The organism is Nocardioides sp. NPDC006303 (assembly GCF_040613175.1).
Taxonomy (GTDB): Bacteria; Actinomycetota; Actinomycetes; order Propionibacteriales; family Nocardioidaceae; genus Nocardioides.
The window spans coordinates 1-19,300 of record NZ_JBEXRR010000015.1; the positions used below are offsets into that span (position 1 = coordinate 1).

19 protein-coding genes are annotated in these 19,300 nt (G+C 67.5%); 8 read left to right on the forward strand and 11 right to left on the reverse strand.

Translation table 11 applies throughout. The features are described from left to right. Positions 1-187: 187 nt before the first annotated feature. Positions 188-976 carry a metallophosphoesterase family protein gene (locus ABZY89_RS13465; RefSeq protein WP_355227841.1) on the forward strand — a complete coding sequence of 263 codons (789 nt, stop codon included), beginning with the start codon at positions 188-190 and terminating at the stop codon, positions 974-976. Between the two features lie 42 nt (positions 977-1,018). On the opposite strand, the gene ABZY89_RS13470 is transcribed toward ABZY89_RS13465, so the two are convergent. The 7 genes from ABZY89_RS13470 to ABZY89_RS13500 all read right to left on the reverse strand — a co-directional run bounded on the left by ABZY89_RS13470 (position 1,019) and on the right by ABZY89_RS13500 (position 7,164). Further along, positions 1,019-1,780, reverse strand: a complete 762-nt coding sequence (locus ABZY89_RS13470) for an ABC transporter permease (RefSeq protein ID WP_355227843.1) — start codon at positions 1,778-1,780, stop codon at positions 1,019-1,021. Continuing rightward, complete coding sequence (locus tag ABZY89_RS13475) at positions 1,777-2,550, reverse strand: ATP-binding cassette domain-containing protein (RefSeq protein ID WP_355227844.1); 774 nt, start codon at positions 2,548-2,550, stop codon at positions 1,777-1,779. The genes ABZY89_RS13470 and ABZY89_RS13475 overlap by 4 nt, the downstream gene beginning before the upstream one ends. Then, a complete protein-coding gene (locus tag ABZY89_RS13480) occupies positions 2,547-2,918 on the reverse strand; it encodes a DUF1048 domain-containing protein (RefSeq protein WP_355227846.1) in 372 nt (123 codons plus the stop codon). Before ABZY89_RS13480 ends, ABZY89_RS13475 begins: the two co-directional genes overlap by 4 nt. Before the next feature lie 3 nt (positions 2,919-2,921). Further along, positions 2,922-3,251: a PadR family transcriptional regulator gene (locus ABZY89_RS13485; protein WP_141805770.1), complete on the reverse strand. Its 330-nt coding sequence runs from the start codon at positions 3,249-3,251 to the stop codon at positions 2,922-2,924. 219 nt (positions 3,252-3,470) lie between these two features. Then, positions 3,471-4,409 (reverse strand): hypothetical protein, encoded by a 939-nt coding sequence (locus tag ABZY89_RS13490; protein WP_355227847.1) that lies wholly within the window; start codon positions 4,407-4,409, stop codon positions 3,471-3,473. Further along, positions 4,406-6,856 carry a WXG100 family type VII secretion target gene (locus ABZY89_RS13495; protein WP_355227849.1) on the reverse strand — a complete coding sequence of 817 codons (2,451 nt, stop codon included), beginning with the start codon at positions 6,854-6,856 and terminating at the stop codon, positions 4,406-4,408. The genes ABZY89_RS13490 and ABZY89_RS13495 overlap by 4 nt, the downstream gene beginning before the upstream one ends. Then, on the reverse strand, positions 6,856-7,164 hold the full coding sequence (locus ABZY89_RS13500; RefSeq protein ID WP_355227850.1) for a hypothetical protein: 309 nt from the start codon (positions 7,162-7,164) through the stop codon (positions 6,856-6,858). Before ABZY89_RS13500 ends, ABZY89_RS13495 begins: the two co-directional genes overlap by 1 nt. 358 nt (positions 7,165-7,522) lie before the next feature. Between ABZY89_RS13500 and ABZY89_RS13505 the strand changes: the two genes are divergently transcribed. After that, positions 7,523-7,873, forward strand: coding sequence for a hypothetical protein (locus ABZY89_RS13505; RefSeq protein WP_355227852.1), 351 nt, complete (start codon positions 7,523-7,525; stop codon positions 7,871-7,873). A gap of 97 nt (positions 7,874-7,970) precedes the next feature. Here the strand turns inward: ABZY89_RS13505 and ABZY89_RS13510 are convergent, their stop codons facing one another. Continuing rightward, positions 7,971-8,990: an alpha/beta fold hydrolase gene (locus ABZY89_RS13510; protein ID WP_355227854.1), complete on the reverse strand. Its 1,020-nt coding sequence runs from the start codon at positions 8,988-8,990 to the stop codon at positions 7,971-7,973. Positions 8,991-9,068: 78 nt separating this feature from the next. Here ABZY89_RS13510 and ABZY89_RS13515 point away from each other — a divergent pair, with 78 nt between their 5' ends. After that, positions 9,069-9,644 carry a TetR family transcriptional regulator C-terminal domain-containing protein gene (locus ABZY89_RS13515; protein ID WP_355227856.1) on the forward strand — a complete coding sequence of 192 codons (576 nt, stop codon included), beginning with the start codon at positions 9,069-9,071 and terminating at the stop codon, positions 9,642-9,644. A 33-nt stretch (positions 9,645-9,677) separates the two neighbouring features. Further along, entirely contained in the window at positions 9,678-10,559 is an 882-nt protein-coding gene (locus tag ABZY89_RS13520; RefSeq protein WP_355227858.1) for a hypothetical protein, read from the forward strand. A gap of 10 nt (positions 10,560-10,569) precedes the next feature. Here ABZY89_RS13520 and ABZY89_RS13525 read toward each other — a convergent pair whose 3' ends face one another. From ABZY89_RS13525 to ABZY89_RS13535, 3 genes are all read right to left on the reverse strand, one after another. After that, positions 10,570-12,030, reverse strand: a complete 1,461-nt coding sequence (locus tag ABZY89_RS13525; protein WP_355227860.1) for a glycosyltransferase family 39 protein — start codon at positions 12,028-12,030, stop codon at positions 10,570-10,572. 70 nt (positions 12,031-12,100) lie between these two features. After that, complete coding sequence (locus ABZY89_RS13530; RefSeq protein ID WP_355227862.1) at positions 12,101-13,735, reverse strand: alkaline phosphatase D family protein; 1,635 nt, start codon at positions 13,733-13,735, stop codon at positions 12,101-12,103. Between the two features lie 86 nt (positions 13,736-13,821). After that, positions 13,822-14,709, reverse strand: a complete 888-nt coding sequence (locus ABZY89_RS13535) for an oxygenase MpaB family protein (RefSeq protein WP_355227863.1) — start codon at positions 14,707-14,709, stop codon at positions 13,822-13,824. Positions 14,710-14,786: 77 nt separating this feature from the next. On the opposite strand from ABZY89_RS13535, the gene ABZY89_RS13540 reads away from it, so the two are divergent. From ABZY89_RS13540 to ABZY89_RS13555, 4 genes are all read left to right on the forward strand, one after another. After that, positions 14,787-15,884 (forward strand): hypothetical protein, encoded by a 1,098-nt coding sequence (locus ABZY89_RS13540; protein WP_355227865.1) that lies wholly within the window; start codon positions 14,787-14,789, stop codon positions 15,882-15,884. Between the two features lie 8 nt (positions 15,885-15,892). Next, a complete protein-coding gene (locus ABZY89_RS13545) occupies positions 15,893-17,338 on the forward strand; it encodes a protein kinase (protein WP_355227867.1) in 1,446 nt (481 codons plus the stop codon). 194 nt (positions 17,339-17,532) lie between these two features. Next, positions 17,533-18,723 (forward strand): MFS transporter, encoded by a 1,191-nt coding sequence (locus tag ABZY89_RS13550; RefSeq protein ID WP_355227869.1) that lies wholly within the window; start codon positions 17,533-17,535, stop codon positions 18,721-18,723. 63 nt (positions 18,724-18,786) lie between these two features. Continuing rightward, entirely contained in the window at positions 18,787-19,212 is a 426-nt protein-coding gene (locus tag ABZY89_RS13555; RefSeq protein WP_160028146.1) for a Fur family transcriptional regulator, read from the forward strand. Positions 19,213-19,300: the final 88 nt, after the last annotated feature.

A 19,300-nucleotide genomic window follows, 5' to 3' on the forward strand; every position in this document is an offset into this window, starting at 1 on the left:
CGACGGGCCCCGGTGTCAAGGACCGCGAAGCGGCCGGCGAAGCCGGCGGCCGAAGGCCGTCCTTTACTCCGGGGCCCGTCGAGAAGACCCTCCAAGAACGGGTCGGCGGCCCACCCCCACCCCGAAAACACAGTCAGTACAAGATGCCGAAAGCCTCGAGCGCCCGAGAACCCCTTAACCTGCGCCCATGACCCCAGAGCGCATAGCGCTGATCTCGGACGTACACGGCAACCTCACCGCCCTAGAAGCCGTCCTCGCAGACATCGACGCGAGAGGAATCACCCGGATCTTCAACCTGGGCGACTACGTCGGCAAGGGCCCACGAGGCCGAGAGGTAGCAGAGATCTGCCGAGAGCGGTGCGAGGTCAACATCCTCGGCAACTGGGAGGACTTCCTGCTCACCCCCGAGCCTGACTTCGGCCGCGAGTCGGTGGGGCTGATGTGGTGGCGGCTGCAGGCGTGGGAGCAGGCGGAGTGGCTGCGTACGCTCCCATTTTCCTACGACTTCACGATGAGCGGCCGACGGATCAGGCTCTTCCATGCTTCCGAGGAGACCGTCCACCGCCGGGTCAGGTTCGATCATGACGAGCAGGAGTTCCTGGGTCTGTTCCAGAACACCGAGGCGACCGGTCTCGACGTACCGGAGCCGGACATGGTCGGGTACGCCGACACCCACGATCCCTACTACGAGACCGACCGGGACCGGCGCACGGTCTTCAACACCGGCAGTGTCGGCAACTGCATGAGCGACCCGACCCCGGTCTACGTCATCCTCGAGGGCGTGATGGACAGCCACCAGGAGGCTCCGTTCGGCATCCAGTGGGTCCGGGTTCCCTACGACGCGGAGGCCGAGCTCGCGTACGCCGCCAGTGTCGGCATGCCCGAGCTCGACGAATACACCTACGAGCTGCGTACCGGCTTCTACCGCGGCAACCTCAGGAACGACGAGCAGCCGACCTACCACCGAAAGGGGTAGATCGGCTCTTCGCCGTCATTGCGGTGCTTGTTGTGGCGATGCTCAACTGATCTTGCGCCGGTAGACAGCCATGGCGGCGGCGTACGAGACGACCAGGATGCCCACGCACCAGGCCAGCGCGACCCAGATGTCGTCACCGACCGGCTGCCCCGCGAAGAGCGCCTGGATGGTGTTGACGATCGAGGTGACCGGCTGGTTCTCGGCGAAGGCGCGCACCGGACCGGGCATCGTCTCCGTCGGCGCGAACGCCGAGCTGATGAACGGCAGGAAGATCAGCGGGTAGGAGAACCCGGTGGCCCCCTCCATGGTCTGTGCCGCCAGCCCGGGGATGACCGCGAGCCAGGTCAGCGCCAGGGTGAGCAGCGCCAGGATCCCGGCGACCGCGAGCCAGGCGCCCAGGTCCGCAGAGGTGCGGAACCCCATCACGAACGCGACGCCCAGGATGATCACCATGGTCAGCATGTTGGCCACCATCGAGGTCCCGACATGCGCCCAGAGCACCGCCGAGCGGGCGATCGGCATCGACTGGAACCGCTCGAAGATCCCGCTCTTCATGTCGGTGAAGAGCCGAAGTGCGGTGTACGCGATGCCCGAGGCGATCGCCATGACCATGATCCCGGGGAGCACATAGTTGACGTAGTTGTCGGTGCCGGTCCGGATGGCGCCGCCCAGCACGTAGACGAAGAGCAGCATCATCGCGATCGGCGTGAGCGCGGTGGTGATGATCGTGTCCGGGCTTCGGGTGATGTGCCGCAGCGAGCGGCCCAGCAGGGTGCCGGCATCGGCGAAGGCGTGCTTGGTCATGACTGTGCTCCTCGATTGGTAGAGCCGGTGAGTGAAAGGAAGATCTCTTCGAGCGACGGCTGCTTCTCGACGTACTCGACCTTCGCCGGCGGCAGCATCGCCTTGAGCTCGGCGAGGGTGCCGTTGGCGATGATCGTCCCGCCGTGCAGGATGGCGATCCGGTCGGCGAGCTGCTCGGCCTCTTCCAGGTACTGCGTGGTGAGCAGGACGGTCGTGCCCTGAGCGGTCAGCTCGCGAACGACCCGCCACACCTCCAGGCGTGCCTCCGGGTCCAGCCCGGTGGTCGGCTCGTCCAGGAAGATCACCGACGGCGAGCCGATCAGCGACATGGCGATGTCCAGCCGCCGCCGCATGCCACCGGAGTACGTCGCGACCTTCCGGGCGCCCGCCTCGACCAGGTCGAAGCGCTTCAGCAGCCCGTCGGCCACGTCGCCGGGGGAGGGGAGATGCCGCAGCTTCGCGACCAGGATCAGGTTCTCCCGCCCGGTCAGGATCTCGTCGACCGCCGCGAACTGGCCGGTCAGCGAGATCGCCTCCCGCACCCGCTGCGCCTCGTCGACGACCGATGCGCCCTCGACCAGCGCCGCGCCTCCATCAGGTTTCAGGAGCGTCGAGAGGATGCGTACGGCCGTGGTCTTCCCGGCTCCGTTGGACCCGAGCAGCGCGAAGATCGTGCCCCGCGCCACCTCGAAGTCGACCCCTCGCAGAACCTGGTTGTCCTTGTAGGACTTCTCCAATCCCCGTACGGAGATGGCAGCTGTCGCGCTCATGACTCGTCCTCCTTGTTGATGTCTTCGATGGCCTCGTTGAGGCGGGCGCGCTCCTTCTTGATCCAGGCGCCCTCGGAGTAGTTCCTGGCGAACTCTTCGGCGAACTCGACCGGGTTGTCGCCGACGATCGCGCTGACCGGGGTGCCGTCGGCGGCGGCCTGCTCGAAGAGCTCGAGGAGGTCCTCGGCCATCGCCGTCAGGATCGCGCCGTCGGCGATGCCGGCGGAGTACATCAGGTAGCGCTCGATCGCGTCGTGCGCCTTGCGGTGGTTCTCAGGAAGCTGCTGCTTGCGGGCCTTGAGCTGCCGCCAGCGCTTCTTCAGCTCGAGCTCGCCGACGACGGCCTCGAACATTGATCGGATCGACATGCCTTACTTCCCCTCCGTACGGAGGTTCTCCAGCCGTTCGGCCAGGAACCCCCAGGTGGTCCAGAACTCTTCGAGGTACTTCTCGCCGTCTGTGTTGAGCGAGTAGACCTTCCGCGGCGGCCCCTTCTCGGACGGCCGCTTCTCGACGTCCACCAATCCGTTCTTCTCGATCCGGACCAGCAGCGCGTAGACCGTGCCCTCGGCGATCTCGGTGAACCCCTGGCTTCGAAGCCAGGTCGTGATCTCGTATCCGTACGCCGGGTTGCCGGTCAGGAACGCCAACACGATCCCCTCCAGCGTCCCCTTGAGCATCTCGGTCATCTGCTTGCCCATCGGGCACCTCCTTCCACTACTCAGTGTTGCTGACTACCAGTACATAGTAGCGCTGAGTAGTGGCGTGAGCGCAAGTCCTATTCGAAGGTTTCGCCGGGGCGGGCTGCCGTTTGGGTGCCTGAAACCCCAGGAGCCTCAGTCACATGACGTGTGACTGAGGCTCCTGGGGTTTCAGAATCGATCAGAGGGTTGACTCGACATCGAAGACCGTGCGCCGCGTCACTCCTGGGGGTCCCGATCCGCAGCCTTGTAGAGCTCCGAGATGGGGCTCAGGCCGCGCTCGAGCAACCATCTCGTCCACACGTCCTCCTCGTCAGAATCTCGCGCGGGATAGTCGGGCACCTGAGGAGTCTTCAAGATGGCTGGCAAGGCGGTCTCTGGGAGGTTCATGAACAGCGGCACCAACGACTGGCGCTGGAACAGGTCGACTCTGCCTTCGAAGGCCCCCTCGTCGCAGTCTCCCGGATGGTTCTGGCAGAACATGCGATACGAGGCTCCGACGATTTGAGCAGTGGGCGTGATCCAGTCGCGCCCCAGCGAGGTCACTACGTTGTCTACCTCTGCCGTTGAATTGCGTGGGCCAAGGGTGCTCAGTTCGTCTTCGATCGCTTCCTGCATATCATCTTCAAGCGTGCGTTCGAAGGCGTCGATGGTCCCGGAATCGCTGCTTCCGCCGAAGACGATGGCGAGAGCAGCGAGGACCTCGCTGCGTTCGGCATCGCTGCCATCCCGGAGTGTCGAGCGAATCTGCGGCGCCAACTCCAGCATCACCTCGGAGGCGTCTGTGGTGCCGTTGTCGGGCACCGGCATGGACGCCTGAGCCAATGCAGGGATCACAAGCGGCTCGATCGCATCGTCCGCTTCGACGATGCCGCTCAGGCTCGAGTCAGCCGGCAGCGCTGTGACCTCGGTGAGGAAGAACCCGAGTCGTGCTGTCGGCGTGGTCGGGAGACCCTTCACTTCGACATCATCCGGCACGGTGCCATCCAAGATGACCCTTGCCATTGTCGCAGAGGGTTCACCGCTTGATACGATCGCCTCGTAGAATTCATCGGCGAGAACCATGCGTCCGGCATCGTCGCGCTCCGTGTCGCCGGCGCACCCCGCGGCTATCGTCAGCACCGCGACAAGCGCGGCGATCAGTCGGACTCTCCTCATCCGCCCTGTTCCTGCCCGCGCTCCGAGTGGCCCAAGGTTTCCTCGTCGAAGAGATCCTCCTGGACGCCTCGGGCCGCGATCCCCTCGGGACTGGTGAGGGTGTAGTCGTACCACTTGTTCGCCTGCTCCTCGGTCCATTCCGACATCGGCACTGCCTTGCCATCGCTGACTAGCTCAGGAGGCAACTTATCGGTGTCGATGTTCCGGTACATGGCCTCCTGCATCAGGGCCTCGATCGTTCCGTGCCTGTCGGTGATCGACCTGCCGATGTCGTCTCGGACCTGAGAGCTAGTGTCGACGTCGTTGTATGTCGTGCCCGCCTGCACCTCGCTGTCGATCGCACTTCCGGTGAGGTCGGAAATTGGTCCTCCTACAAACGGGATCTTGCCGACGGTTGCATCGTTGACCTGCCCTGCGATCCAGCCGCCAACCTGCCAGGCGGTGTCGCCCTTTGCGTTGTGCTCCGCGTCGCTTGCAGCGCCTTCGGCGAGAAGGTCCTCACCATAGCCCTTCTGAAGGGAGCCGAGGACGCTGCCGAACGGGTCGTTCACCAGGCTCTTCGCCTGCTCGGCTCGGGTATCGACCGGCAGCCCTTCTCGCCCGAATGCCTCGTTGTAGCCGAGATTGGCGTACGCGCTCGCGTTTGCGAAGACCTCCTCGCCGACATCCTTGTTAGTCCCCAGTTCCGAGAGCAGTTGACCCATCTGAACTTGGTCGAACTCCGCCACGACTGGGCGATCGAGTCCGTCATGACCGTACATGTGATTCAGTCCGCCATCAGACTGAGAGATGAAGACATCGGGCATGTAGGCAGAAACCACGTCTCCCATCGCGACCTGCAGCGATTCGGGGAGGTGTTTTCCGCCCTTTGCGTCGATCATCTCGGAACTGACGCCGACAGCCTGTTCGGCGAGATCGGCAGAGACCTGCGTTGGGTGGTGTGTCGTGGCCGAGACGAGTGCGTTTCCGAAGTGTGAGTCAGCCGGCTGGAACCCATCAGGCAGCGCAGTCCAGATGCGGTCCTTCATGTAGTACTCCATGCGGGATGTCGAATCGTCGACGGCGCCGGCTCCAGCAAGGTCGCCGGACAGGAAGTCTCGCGCTGCCTCGTGGTTCTGCGACATCCCATCGAAAAGTGCCCCGAACGGGTCCATGCCCGAGTCGTAGTTGGGATCCTCTCCAGACAACTCGTCCCACGTTCCCTGCGTGAAGTCGAGTTGTCCGTTTCCGGTTCGCCAGATCAACCCGCCCCCGGGCGCGTCGCGCTCCATCTTCTCCATCGACGTGCCGACCTCGTTCAACAAGTACGAGCCGTGTCCACCGTCCCGCAACATCGGTGCGAGAAGCTGGAATCCGTACGGCGAACCGGTGTCGCCCATCGCGTGGGCAACCTCGTACTCGTCGTCACCTCGCTCCACTAGAGACTGCACCCAGTCGCCGGACACGTGCTCGGAGGTCCCGGCGACGTTGTCGCCGGTGGTGCCGCTCGTCGCGGAGGCAAGCGTCGTGCCCCAGGCACGCTGCAAGTCAGCCATCGTGTCGCCGGTGACGTACGGCTGATCCTCGCCCATGTACCAGCCGCCCGACTGCATCGAGGCGAGCAGATTCTTCTGAATGTTGAGGAACCCATCGGTCCCGGTCTTGTTGAGGATGGCCGTGGAGACGGTCGAGTCGTCGCCGTAGGCGGCCAGCATCTCGGCCAACTTGGCTGCTTCCGGATCCCCGATCGGGGGCGTGCCGTCGTCGCCGATCCCGTCCTCGGCTGTCAGATCACCGAACCGATTGGCGATCGCCTCGCCCAACTGCTGCTGCTCGTAGGTCGACAGCGCATTTGTGTAGCCATCGTACTTGCCGGGGTCTTCGAGCATCTTTTTGATGAGCTCGTCGGTGGACAGATTGCGAAGCTCTGGCGGGAGGCTCGCTTCTTCGATCGAACCGTCGCCGCCGTCGTAGTCGCCCTTCTTGGCAGAGTTGAGGACGGAAGCCAAGCTGCTCTCGGCGGCCTCGGCGTCACCCAGCGCGCGAGCGATGTCCTCGGCCAGGTCGTCCCTCATCCCTTTGTCTTTGTCGGGGTCCTCCTCGTCCGGGGTCGGGTCGGAGATCTGCACGCTCGCGCCGGAAAAGGTGACCTTCCAGCCCCTTCCGATCGCGGTGTTGTACGCCGCCTCGGCGTTGTCCTTAGCCTTCTTGATCGAGGCGGATGCCTCATCGAGAGCGTTGATGACCTGCGACAGGGGAGCGGCCATGTCATTGAGCGAGGCGACCAAGCGACGGTGGCGGTTCTCTGCGGCGGTGGCGGACTGGCCGATCCAGGTGTCGGGGACTTTGCCCGCGTCCATCTCGTCCTGTTGGTCCAACAGCTTCTTGCGCGCCGTGTTGAGGTCGTCGGCAGCGGCGTCGAGTTGCTCGGGCTTCCAGCTCTGCAGCTCGTCGTAGGTGACAGTCATCAGTAGTACCCCATGGTCTCGCGCTGGTTCTTCGCGGCCTGTGCCGTGATGGTGTCAGCCTCCACGATCGCGTCGGCGGCTGCGATAGTTGCCTGCTTATGGTCGCGAGCGTCCTTGACCCACTTGTCCTTGTCGCTCTTCCACTCGGCTTTGAGGCCGTTCGCGGCGCCCACGACGGTGCTATCCGGCAGTGCGGAGGCGACTTTGCCCATCGGGCCTTCGAGATCGAGACCTGCGACGGCTTCGGCCGCGGTCCCGATGGAACGGGCCGCGGTCTTCACCTGCGGCGCGACGATTTCGACGTTCACGAGAGGGTCCCCCAAGACGTTCGGAGCAATTGGTAACTCTCTCCTACCCCAAATTCCGGGTTTCAAACACAAATCGTCGAGAAATCTTGTACCGAGCAGGTCCCGCATCTCGACTCGCTCACCCGCGCGGATCTGCCCGTGGGGCCCGGCCTTTGGGATAACGTCTCGGGCCATACGAGGCCGTCCAGCACCGATAGGACGTGCCCGATCCAACTTGACGAAAAAGGGCGCGATGTCACAACCGAACGAGGCGGCAGGGACAGGACCGGTTTGGTCCGCGACGGGCGCTCCGGCACCTGCTGGCGGTCCGCGAAGCGGCGTAGGGCTCGGGCTTGCCGGGCTGGGGCTCGGCGCGGGAATGCTGGTGATCGTCGCCCTGGTGCGCGTGATCGTCGGCATCCCGAAGGTCAGCCAGAGCTACTACAACTCCTTCTACAACATGGAGGACCGCCCGGTCGTCTGGCTCATCCTGGGGCTCCTGCTCATCGCCTCGATCGTCCCGATCGCCGTCGCGGTCGTCCTCGGGCACCTCGGCGTGAGCCGGGCGAAGGCAACCGGAACGAGCGCCGCGGCCGCCGGGATCGCGCTCGGGATCGGCTACACGCTGGTGGTCTTCTGGGTCGTACGCATCATCAACGCGATCACGAACGCGGCCCAGTTCAACGGCGGATTCAGGGTGTTCATCGAGTACATCGGGCTCTGGGCCTGAGACGGCCGTTCGGTCTCGGGAGGGACGACGGCTGACCTTGGTGATCGGGTCGGCGCTGGCGCTGCTGTAGGCGGCCGACTCGCACTGACGGCTGCCGTCAACGTACGTCCGCCCAGAACCTCTCGAGCTCGGCGTCGAGCTCGGCCGCGACCTGCATGGGCAGGGAGTGGGTGGTCTTCGGCCAGACCTTGACGGTCGCGCGGGGGAGCAGCTCGGCCCTCTCGGCGGCGTCCTCGCCACCGGCCAGCGACTTGTCGCTCGCGATCGCGACGTACACCGGCATCCGCAGGGACCGGATCTGCTCGTCGGTCAGCCGCGAGGGCGTCGGCAGGCTGCCGGAGTCGAAGTGCGCCGTGCCGGCGGCGATCATCCGGGCCATCGGGTCATCCGGGTCGACCTCGTCGTCCTCGACGCCTCCGATCCGGTTCAGCGCATGGTCGCGCCAGGAGTCGGGCAGGAACGGGAGAGCGGCCACCGCCGACCAGCCGATCGCCCAGACCGGCAGCATGCCGAACGTCATGATCGGCTCGAGCAGGGTAAGACTGGCCAGCCGATCCGGGTGGCGCACCGCGACGGCTGCGGCGAGCCCGCCGCCCTGGGAGTGACCGACCAGGTGGATCCGGTCGAGCCCGAGACTTGTCAGCGCCTCCTCGACCCAGCGGGCGTTGTCGTCCATCCCGCGCAGCGGCAGGGTCTGCTCGGAGAGCCCGCTGTCGCCGATCGCGTCGAAGGCGTAGACGGTGCGGTGCTCGACGAAGTCGCGCAGGTTCTCGCCCCACATGGGCACGCCGCTGGCCCGTCCCGGCACCAGCACGACCGGGACGTCGTCGACCGGTTCCGGGTTGACCCAGGCGTACGCACGGACCGTGCCGAACGTGGTCTCCACGTCGTGCGTCTCGGTCGGCTTCGGCAGCGCGGCGAAGGCCGCGGCGTACGCCTCGGTGTAGGTCTGGCGTCCGGCCGGGGTGCGGAAGTGACCGACGCCGGGGCCGCTCGTGCCGAGCACCATCACCAGGCACCCGGTCGAGACGACCGCGATGACGGTGAGGAGCGCCACCGGCCAGCGCCGGCGCCTCCTGCGCGGTTCGATGTGCTCATCCTCGATGTCCCCGTCCATGCCGCCACCTACGTTCCCGATAACGATGCGATCGCATTGAAACCTATTGCGATGCGACTGTATTGCTAACCTGGCGCCATGCCAAGAGCCGTCGACCACGAACAACGCCGGTTCGAGATCGTCGCCGGGCTCTGGCAGATCGTCGCCGAGCAGGGCATCGAGGGCGTCAGCCTGCGGACCGTCGCCGCCCGGGCCGGGGTCTCGATGGGTCGCGTACAGCACTACTTCGGCACCAAGGACGCGCTGGTGGTCGCCGGCATCGACCTGCTCGTCAAACGAGCCGTCATCGAGTACGAGGCGACCGCCGACCGTCCGCCGCACGACCGCCTCCTGCACATCCTGCTCCAGCAGATCCCTGCCACCGACGCGGGCCGCACCGGGGTCACCGTCTGGTACGCCTACGTCGCCAAGGCGATGACACATCCCGCCGTACGCCAGATCCTGGCCGAGGCGACGAGGGTCGGTGTCGAGGAGTGCACCCGCCACATCCAGGAGGCTGACGGCCTCGAGGAGGCCGAGGCACGAGCACACGCCATCGAGTTGCTCTCGCTCTCCGACGGCCTCACCCTTCGCGTCCTCATCGGGGACATCACCGCCGAAGAGGCCGAAGCCTCGATCAGGGCGTACACGTCGCGCCGGATGAAGTCAGGGTGAAGAGGGTCCCGTGTGACCCTTAAGGTCTACGGCGTGGTCGGGAATGAGGATCTGGGCTCGCCGTGGATGCCGACGCTGCGCCGCGTTGCTTGGACGGTGACAGGGGTGTTCAACGCCCTGATCGGGCTGGCCATCGGTGTCGGGTCGGTGGTGGCCGACGGTGGTGCGTACGGGCCCTATCTGCTGGGGACCGGCTTCGGGGTCCTGCTGTTCCTGATCGGTGTGCATGGACTGATCACCAAGGGCGTACGTCCGGCCGGGAGCGCCACGCGCAGGATCAGGCGGCTGGGTGTGGTCGCCGGTGACGGGATCGTGATACGGCTGAGGCGAGCGCCGGGCATCTGCGGAGAGCTGATGTTGGTGTGCTTCGTGGCGATGCTGTGCCTGGCGGCGGGGCTCGGCTTTCGGGCCGGCAACCTGTTCATCGGGCTGCTGTTCATGCTCATCGCGGTCTTCTTCGCCGTCGTCGTGGCCGAGCATGCGACGACGCTGGGACTGCGACGAGCAGTGTTGATCACGCCCGAGGCGCTGACGGTGGAGCTTGGCCCCGAGACGGTCTCGGCTGCGTGGGCGGACCTCCGCGTCGACCTGTTCGAGCAGGTCATGAGCCCGGAAGGGATCACGGTGAGGAACCGTTTCCTCGAGATCACCGCGCGGGGCGATGCGCCGTCATGGACGGTGACACGGCGTCATCGGATCCAGCTGATTCCGAAGCGCTGGCGCAAGGGCGTCGTCCGGGTCGGCTACCCGCTCCTCGACCGCCCGGAGCAGGTACTCACGACGTTGAGGTCGCTGCAGCGGCGTACGGACGAAGGTCGCCGGGTGGTGCTGTCCAACGACACGACCCTGGCCTACCTGACCGGGGACCTCGAGATCTCGCCGTTGTCGGATACGACGGGACGTCGTGGTCGGTGACCGACGCAGATCAGGCGCTGTAGTGCCAGAGCTGTGACCACGGCTGTGTCGCGGTGTCGCAGACGTGGATCGGGGCGCCGTCCTCCTCGTTGTCGGCACCTTCGCGGTTGTGGAGCGAGGCGACCTGCCGGCAGCCGTCGAAGAAACGGTCGGGGTCCTCGAACCCGACCACGACGATCGGTGTCGCGCCCTTCGGCGGCTGCTCCCAGAAGCGCCACCCGTTGTGGCCGCTATGGACCGGAACCCCCGCGCCATACCACTCCAGAGCCCCGGCTTCGCCGTAGTTGGTGGTGAAGACCACGGCCGTACGCCGCTGGGCCGGCGTCAGGTCGTCGACGACGGCACGGACCTGGGCGGTGTACTGGGGCCAGCCGATCGTCTCCAGCTGGTCCTCGCCGGCGGCGGTGTAGAAGGAGCTGGCGTAGGTCTTCGCCGGGATCACCGGGAGGTTGATCGGCCAGGCGGGGATGGTCAGGAGCGCCAGCCCGGCGCCGAGAAGGCCGACTGTGCGCGGTCGCAGATGGTCGGCGACCACCACGGAGCCAGCCGCGACCAGCGGCGGGAACAGGCCGGCCAGGTAGTAGCCCTTACCGCCCGCGATCAGGAAGAAGCCCGCGACCAGCACGAACGCGACGGCGACCGGTCGGAAGGGCGCCCACTCGCGGCGCCGGAAGAGCGCCACCAGACCGATGATCCAGATCGGCGTGATCACCGGGCTGAGCAGGATCAGCGCCTGGGTGACGTACCCGATCCGTCCGGCCAGCCCGCCGTACTCCTCCCGGATGTCCTCGGAGAGGTCGAGCACCGGCCAGCCGTGCTCGAGCTGCCAGAGGAGGTTGGGAGTCCACAGGACCAGCGCGATGAGGCCGGCCAACCATGGCCACGGCGTGGTCAGGTTGCGCCGGGTCGCCGGGACGAGCGCGATGCCGAGCGGGATCGCGCCGAGGAGGAAGACCACCGAGTGCTTGTTCTCCAGCCCGATCCCGGCGACGATCCCGGCGGCCAGCCAGAACAGCCCCCGCTGCCGCCCGCCCTGGGCGATCAGCGCTCGGGCCACCAGCACCAGGATCGCCGTCCAGGCCAGCGCATCGAACGTGGCCGTCGAGTGCCAGTGCCCGAACGTCATCGTGACCACTCCGACGGCCACGAGTCCCGCGGTCAGCACCTGCGCCGTACGTCCGCCGCCGAGCAGCCGTGCGAACTCCGCCGCCAGCAGGACCAGCCCGACCATCGCCAGCAGACTCCACAACCGCAGCACGACGAGGTTGTACGGCGCGATCTCGGTCGCGACCCGCGCCAGGAACGGTGTCAGCGCCGGCTGGTCGGGATATCCCCAAGCCAACCGCTGACCTGCGGAGACGAAGTAGAGCTCGTCTCGGTGCGGCCCGTAGAACGGGCTCATCGCCAGCAGTACGGCGGCCTGCGCGGCGACCACGATCCCGACAGCGGGGGAGTACCGCGGACGGTTCACGCCTCCGAGCGTAGGGGCCCGCAGGCCGCCCCGCAGCCTGTTGTCACAACCCGGGCGTCGTACTGACCTCCTACGCCTCGACCAGGCCCGGCCGGCCGGCTTCGGTGAAGAAGCGACCGCCGACGTTCAGCGGCGCCCCCGGAGTACTGACCTGGGCGACGTTCTTGTACGTGACCTCCGCACCGTCAGCATTCAGGGAGACGGTCGTGTAGCCACGCAGGCCGTTGTAGAACTTCATGTGCGGGTTGCGCTCCAGGTAGGCAGCCCAGTTGGCGGGATGCTCTGCGCCGTTGCCACCCGAGGTGATGGAGCTGGTGACGATCTCGGTGCCCATGATCCGCGAGGACGGGTCGTCGAAGTCGTCGTGGATGTTCAGCCCGTAGTGGACGTGTACGTCGCCGGTCAGCACCATCAGGTTCGACTGCTCGGACGCCTTCCAGCCGTCGAGGATCCGGCGCCGGGAGGCGGGGTAGCCGTCCCAGGAGTCCATCGACCGGGTGCCGTCGCCGGACGGGTTGTCGCGGCGGGAGAAGGTGACCTGCTGGGGGACGATGTTCCAGAGAGCCGAGGAGCGGCGCCAGCCGTTGATCAGCCACTGCTCCTGCTCGTTCCCGGGGAGCGTCATCGACTCGGCCTCGGACTCCGCCGACGGCACCTTCCAGCCGTCGCCGTTGGCCTGGTTGGTCCGGTACTGCCGGGTGTCGAGGATGTCGAACTGCGCCAGCCGACCCCACTGCAGTCGCCGGTAGAGCCTCAGGTCGGAACCGGACGGCTGCTGCGGGAGCCGCAGCGGCTGGTTCTCCCAGTAGGCGCGGTAGGCGGCGGCGCGGCGTACCAGGAACTCCTCCGGCGGCACCGAGTTCTCCGGGGTGTCGGCGGCGTAGTTGTTCTCGGTCTCGTGGTCGTCCCAGGTGACGATGAACGGGTGTGCCAGGTGGGCGGCGATCTGGTCCGGGTCGGACTTGTAGAGCCCGTAGCGCGCCCGGTAGTCGTCCAGCGTGACGGTCTCGTGATTGAGGTGTGCCGGCAGCGGCTCGGTGTAGGCGCGCGCCCCGGCGGAGGCGTTCACGGCGTACTCGTAGAGATAGTCGCCCAGGTGGAAGACCGCGTCCACGTCCTCGCCGGCGAGATGCTTGTACGCCGTGTAGTAGCCCTGGTCGTAGCGCTGGCAGGAGGCGAGGGCGAAGGTCAGCGACGACACCGCGGCTCCCGCGGCCGGGGCGGTCCGGGTCCGGCCGACCGGGCTGATCCACTGGCCGACCCGGAAGCGGTAGAAGTACTCGGTCGCCGCGTCCAGGCCCCGGACCTCGGCATGCACGGAGTGGTTGAACTCCGTGTGCGCGGCAGCGGTGCCGCGACGTACGACACGCTTGAAGGTGGCGTCGCGGGCCACCTCCCAGCGGACATCGAAACGCGACGGCGGCATCCCGCCGGTGGGCTCCAGGGGGAGCGGAGCGAGCCGGGTCCACAGCAGCACCGAGTCGGGCAGCGGGTCGCCGGAGGCGACGGCGAGGGTGAACGGGTCCGAGGTGATGTCGGCAGGGGAGCCGGCCGGAGCGGCGAAGGCGCCCGTACGCGGCAGGCCGGTCGTGAACGCCAACGCGGTCGCGGCGGCCGAGACGGTCAGGAAGCGGCGGCGGTCGAGGCCGCGGAGGGCGCCACGGAGATCAGGGCGGAGATCAGGAGAGTTGCTGGGGGCAGGCACGGACGTGCTCCTGTCGATATGGGGGTTATCGACAACAGCGAAGCGGTGCCCGGTGAAGGCCGCGTGAAGTGCGGGGGAGGGGTGGGCTACGGCTTGGTGCCGGCGACAGGTTCAGAGACCGGCCGGTGCACCGGACAGCCCGGCGCGAAGGTGCCGAGGTCCTCGGTGTTGAACCCGTGCGGGTAGCTCTTGACGCGGGGCATGTCCCGGACGTACGCGGGCTTCCGCGGTGCCGGCAGCAGCGCGACGACGCGCGCCCGGGCCTTCAGCGCCCCGCGGGACAGCGTCCGGGCGAGCCGCCCGGGCTCGGGGTAGCCGAACGCCTCCAGCAGGTGCGGCTCCATCAGCGACAGCGAGAAGATGCGGATGATCGGCGCCAGCGGACGCGGGTAGAAGGTCGTCAGCAGCTCGAGGGTCGAGTCGGCGACGGCACGGCCGCCCTCGTCGTACCCGAAGTGCTCGGCCTCGTAGGAGTCGAGGAGCTGCTCGAACTCCTCATAGGTCGCCGGGATGTCCTTGATCCCCATCCGCTTCCCGAGCGCCTGGTAGTAGCGCAGGGCGGCGAGCTGCTCGTCGGGGGTCGACTGCCGCCAGCCGAACTCCTGGTTCCAGCGCCGGGGGATCACCACGAACGTGGAGAGGACGTAGACCATGTCGTCGTTGGAGATGTCGTACATCTTGTGCATCTGGTTGATCCGCCGCACCGCGGCCCGGCCGCGAGGACTGTCCAGGTCCTCGATCGCCGCGTCCTCCAGCAGTAGCGCGGTGTCGTCGTAGCGCTTCTGGGTGTTCTCGGTGAACTGGTGCGTGTCGGCCAGCAGCCGGCCGATCGAGGGCACCGCGTAGGTCCGGAACAGTGCGAAGCTGAGCGCCTGAGTCGTGTCCCAGGGGAACTCGTAGAGCCCCAGACGCCTCGAGATCTCCTGGAACTCGGTCTCCGGGTCCAGCCCTGCTGTGCGCGACTTCTTGGCCATGGTGCCTCCTCGCTCGATACATAACTGTATCGTGACTTGGCTCACCTGTCGTGGCTCTCCCCGTAATGTCTTCGAGCATGGAGAAGTCGGGAACGCAGACGCCCCTGTCCCTCGCTGCCGCCCAGGCGGTCCGAACGTACGCCGCCACCACCCGATCCGCTCTCGGATCCGCCGAGTCCCCGGTGATCTCGTACGCCGGTCTGTGGCTGCTCCTCGCCTCGCTGGCGCCCGCGGCGGAGACCGAGACCGACGAGATCCTGGGCCTGAACAAGGCCGACGCGCGGGCCGCCGCGCTCGCGCTGCTGGAGGCGCCGCACCCCACGATCGGTGCGGCGGTCGCCGGCTGGCTGCGGTCGGGTGTCGAGCTGACCAAGGGCCTGCCGGTCATGCTCGACCCGCTCCCGGACCAGGCCGGGCTCGACGCGTGGGCCGATGAGCACACCCGCGGCCTGATCAAGGAGTTCCCGCTCGAGATCGACGCCCAGACGCTGCTCGTGCTCGCCTCCGCGCTGGTGGTGACGCCACGCTGGAGCGAGCAACTGGAGGAGGGCGAGGACGGGTTGCTGCTGCTCGAGGACGGATTCCAGGCGGTGGTGGCGACAGAGGCCGCCGGCCCGGTCGCGGTCGCCAGCCCGTCGAGCGAGGACGGCATCTCGGTCTACTCCGTGATCGCCGAGGAGGGCGTGTCCGCCGACGACGTGTGGCGGGCCGCCGACGAGGTCGTCCGGAGGATCGACGCCGGCGAGGTCCATGACCGCACCTTCGATGCCGGCCAGGAGGACGGGCACGCCTGGACGGTCCGGGAGGTCACCGCCTTCGGCAGCGCTCCGCCCGACCGCTGGCGCAGCCACCTGCCGGAGTGGAGCGTGGAGGACCGTCACGACCTCTCGTCCGCGCCGGGAGTCGCCGAGATCGCCCGCGGAGTGATGGCCGCGGTCGAGGAGGAGACGGAGGCCGTCTGTGTGCAGAAGGCGGTCGCGTCCTACGACCGTGAGGGCTTCAAGGCGGCCGCGGTGACCGGGATGATGGTCCGGGCCGCCGCCGCGGCGCCGCGCGAGACGAAGGTGCGGCAGATCGACCTGAGGTTCGACCGGCCGCACGCGGTGGTGGCGGTCGCACGCGGAGGAGCCTGGGAGGGCATCCCGCTCTTCGGCTCCTGGGTGACCCCGGCATAATTTCCGTCATGGACGAGCTTCCCCCGATCGCCGGCCGCTATCGGCTACTCACGCTGCTCGGAGCCGGTGGCATGGGCGAGGTCTGGCGGGCGCGTGACACCGTCCTGGACCGCGACGTCGCGGTGAAGCTGCTGCGTGATGTGGACGACCCGACGATGGCCGAACGGTTCCGCCGTGAGTCGCTCTCGACCGCCCGGGTGGTCCACGACGACGTGGTCAAGATCTTCGACGCGGGCAGCGACGACAATGACGTCTTCCTGGTGATGGAACTGCTGCCCGGGCCGACCCTGGCCGAGCCGCTGCAGCAGCGTGGCGCGATGCCGGTCGACATGGCGGTCGAGTACACCCGACAGGTCGCCGGCGCGCTCGGCGCCGCCCACCGGGCCGGTGTGGTGCACCGCGACATCAAGCCCGCCAACCTCATGTTCGACGGTGACGGCCGGCTGACCGTGCTCGACTTCGGCATCGCGTACGCCATGACGGGGGTCGACGCCGGGCTGACCCAGACGGGCCATGTGATCGGCAGCCCGTCCTACCTCTCGCCCGAACAGGCCTCCGGCGACCCGGTCGGGCCGCCCGCCGACGTCTACTCTCTCGGATGCGTGCTCTTCGAGATGCTCACCGGCAAGGTGCCCTACTCCGCGCCGCACCCGGTCAAGATCCTGCACATGCACCTCAGCGAGCCGGTGCCGCGCATCACCGACTTCCGGGCGGTGCCCGCGCCGCTGGCTCGGCTGGTCACCCGGATGCTCGACAAGAACCCGGCCGCCCGGCCCTCGATGGACCAGGTCGGTCACGAGCTCGGCTATGTCCTCAGCGGCGCCGACCCCGACGCCACCGATCTGCTCTCCGGCGGGCAGGCGCCACGTCCGACCCAGACGATGGCGCCGCGCCCGCTCGACGAGCCGATGGCGCTGGCCAACTCCCGCACCGGAGTCCTGCCCAGTCCCGGCAACCCGCCTCCGGTCCGCGGGCCGCGCCCGAGGTCGCTACGGAAGTTCCCGACCGGCCGTCTGCTCGGGGCGGTGGCGATCGTGATCGCGTGCGTCTTCGCCGCCTCCTGGTTGGCCGCCTACGAGCCCGCGCCAGCCGAGGCCCAGACGTCCCAGAGCTCGGACAACTCCGACAACACGGACAACAACGCCGACAACTCTGACAACACCGACAACGCCGACAACTCCGCTGATGAGCCTGTCGACAAGTCGGACAACAAGACTCTCAACCGCCTCGACAAGCTCGACCGCTGGCGCGAGAACCTGGAGGGCTGGAACGTCATCGACGAGGGTCAGTCCCAGGAATGGGAGGACCAGATCCAGCAGATCCGTGACCTCGTCGAGAAGGGCGAGAGCGCCAAGCGCGAGATGCGGGAGCTCCGCGAGGAGTTCGACAGTCTCGGCAAGGGTGACGGCAAGGACGGCGAGAAGATCCTCGACGGGCTGCTGAAGGGCAACTGACCTGCGCCCCGCTGGTCGAGCCGCCGGAGCCGCTAGGCGGAGGCGTGTCGAGACCAACACGGTCCTATCGAGCGCCGCGGGGACTGTGTTGGTTTCGACACGCCGTCGCTCGTTCCTCACGACGGCGGCTCAACCAGCGAGGGCGGTCCTGAAACGCTCGACCAACGGGGCGTGAAGGTGCAGACTTCGCGTCCATGACCCGACTCCAGCTGGCACGGATGGCGGTCTTCGTCGCCTTCGCGATCCAGGGACTGACCTTCGCCTCGCTGATCACCAGGCTCGAGTCGATCGCGACCAAGCTCGACCTCAGCGCCGGCGACGTGTTCGTGGTGCTCGGCATCACCACCGCGGTCGGGGCGATCGGCAGTGTCGTCGCGGGTCACCTCGCCACCAGGATCGGCAGCGCCGCGACCCTCTCGCTGATGCTCGGCGGCGCCTCGCTGGCCGCGGTCGCGCCCGCCTTCGCGCCGACGATGGTGACGCTGCTGGTGCTCAACGGCGTCTACGGCTTCTTCCTCGGCGGCGTCGACGCCTCGATGAACATGCAGGGCACGGCCACCCAGGACGCGTACGGTCGCCCGTTGATGAACGGGTTCCACGCGATGTGGAGCGCGGCGGCCGTCCTCGGTGCCGTCTATGCGACCGTGACGATCGCCCTCGGCGTACCTCTGGGTCTGGACATGATCCCGATCGCCGTCATCGGCCTGGCCGCCAACCTCGCCACGTTCCGGCTCCTGCTGCCGCCGGAGGCGGTCGATGCGGCCGAGAAGAGGACAAGCAGTACGCAGCGAACGAGACCCCCGCTGCCGTGGCTGCCCCTCCTCCTGGTCGCGGTGCCGACGTTCGCGATGTGGTTCATCGACTCGGCGGCCTCCGCCTGGGGCGGGATCTATGTCGTCGACGGCCTGGGCGCCGCGGCGGCGGTCGCGCCGGCGATCTACGCCGCCTACCAGCTGGTGCTCCTGGCCGTACGTCTCCCCGGCGACCGCCTCGTCGCCCACTTCGGCGCCGAGCGGGTGATCCGCACCGGCGGCATCGTCGGCGTCGGCGCCCTGATCCTGATCGTCGTCGCCCCGCACTGGAGCGTGGCGGCCGTAGGCTTCGCCGTCCTCGGCGGCAGCCTGGCGATGGTTCCGCCGCAGTCCTTCGTCGCCGCTGCCCACATCTCCCCGGACAACGCCGAGGACGCGATTGCGCGCGTCAACCTCGCCAACTACGCCGGCTACCTCGCCGCCGCCTCCCTGATCGCCGGGGTCGCCGAGGTCTTCGGCGAGCGCTCGATGTTCCTCATCCCGCTGGCCATCTCCGTCCTGATCCCGCTGATGGCCGGCCGCTTCGCGACCCGCCCGGCTCCCGAGTCTCCGGAGACCGTGAAACTGGGCTGATTGGCTCCAGAAATTTCCCCGTCGTTTCTTGACTCATTCAAGAATTGGCGTAGTGTCTGGGTTGTGGGGAACGCGGACTACGAACAGCTGCTGAGAGGTGCCTCCCTGCGCGTCACTCGCCCGCGAGTGGCCGTTCTGGGGGCCGTCACCGAGAACGCGCACGCCGATACCGAGACGATTCTCGGAGCGGTGCGCGAGCGGCTTCCGGACGTCTCCCACCAAGCCGTCTACGACTCCCTCGCCGCCCTCTCGGCGGCCGGGATCGTACGCCGCATCCAGCCGTCCGGCTCGGTGGCTCGTTATGAGACCCGGGTCGGGGACAACCACCACCACGTGGTCTGCCGCTCCTGCGGGGCGATCGCCGACGTCGACTGCGCTGTCGGCCATGCGCCCTGCCTGACGGCATCTGATGACAACGGCTTCACGGTCGATGAGGCCGAGGTCATCTACTGGGGCACCTGCGCGGACTGCAGCCTGTCCCAGGGGTAGAGCCTGCGCCGGTCGAGCTTGTCATCGGCCGGCGCAACACATGTGAATCACAGCGTCTGGCAGCAGCCAGTCCGATCAGAAACGGATA

What these genes read in the sequence shown, in the direction of transcription:
- ABZY89_RS13465 (WP_355227841.1), top strand. Translation starts at nt 188, where the DNA reads ATGACCCCAGAGCGCATAGCGCTGATCTCGGACGTACACGGCAACCTC.
- ABZY89_RS13470 (WP_355227843.1), bottom strand. Translation starts at nt 1,780, where the DNA reads ATGACCAAGCACGCCTTCGCCGATGCCGGCACCCTGCTGGGCCGCTCG.
- ABZY89_RS13475 (WP_355227844.1), bottom strand. Translation starts at nt 2,550, where the DNA reads ATGAGCGCGACAGCTGCCATCTCCGTACGGGGATTGGAGAAGTCCTAC.
- ABZY89_RS13480 (WP_355227846.1), bottom strand. Translation starts at nt 2,918, where the DNA reads ATGTCGATCCGATCAATGTTCGAGGCCGTCGTCGGCGAGCTCGAGCTG.
- ABZY89_RS13485 (WP_141805770.1), bottom strand. Translation starts at nt 3,251, where the DNA reads ATGGGCAAGCAGATGACCGAGATGCTCAAGGGGACGCTGGAGGGGATC.
- ABZY89_RS13490 (WP_355227847.1), bottom strand. Translation starts at nt 4,409, where the DNA reads ATGAGGAGAGTCCGACTGATCGCCGCGCTTGTCGCGGTGCTGACGATA.
- ABZY89_RS13495 (WP_355227849.1), bottom strand. Translation starts at nt 6,856, where the DNA reads ATGACTGTCACCTACGACGAGCTGCAGAGCTGGAAGCCCGAGCAACTC.
- ABZY89_RS13505 (WP_355227852.1), top strand. Translation starts at nt 7,523, where the DNA reads ATGCTGGTGATCGTCGCCCTGGTGCGCGTGATCGTCGGCATCCCGAAG.
- ABZY89_RS13510 (WP_355227854.1), bottom strand. Translation starts at nt 8,990, where the DNA reads ATGGACGGGGACATCGAGGATGAGCACATCGAACCGCGCAGGAGGCGC.
- ABZY89_RS13515 (WP_355227856.1), top strand. Translation starts at nt 9,069, where the DNA reads ATGCCAAGAGCCGTCGACCACGAACAACGCCGGTTCGAGATCGTCGCC.
- ABZY89_RS13535 (WP_355227863.1), bottom strand. Translation starts at nt 14,709, where the DNA reads ATGGCCAAGAAGTCGCGCACAGCAGGGCTGGACCCGGAGACCGAGTTC.
- ABZY89_RS13540 (WP_355227865.1), top strand. Translation starts at nt 14,787, where the DNA reads ATGGAGAAGTCGGGAACGCAGACGCCCCTGTCCCTCGCTGCCGCCCAG.
- ABZY89_RS13545 (WP_355227867.1), top strand. Translation starts at nt 15,893, where the DNA reads ATGGACGAGCTTCCCCCGATCGCCGGCCGCTATCGGCTACTCACGCTG.
- ABZY89_RS13550 (WP_355227869.1), top strand. Translation starts at nt 17,533, where the DNA reads ATGACCCGACTCCAGCTGGCACGGATGGCGGTCTTCGTCGCCTTCGCG.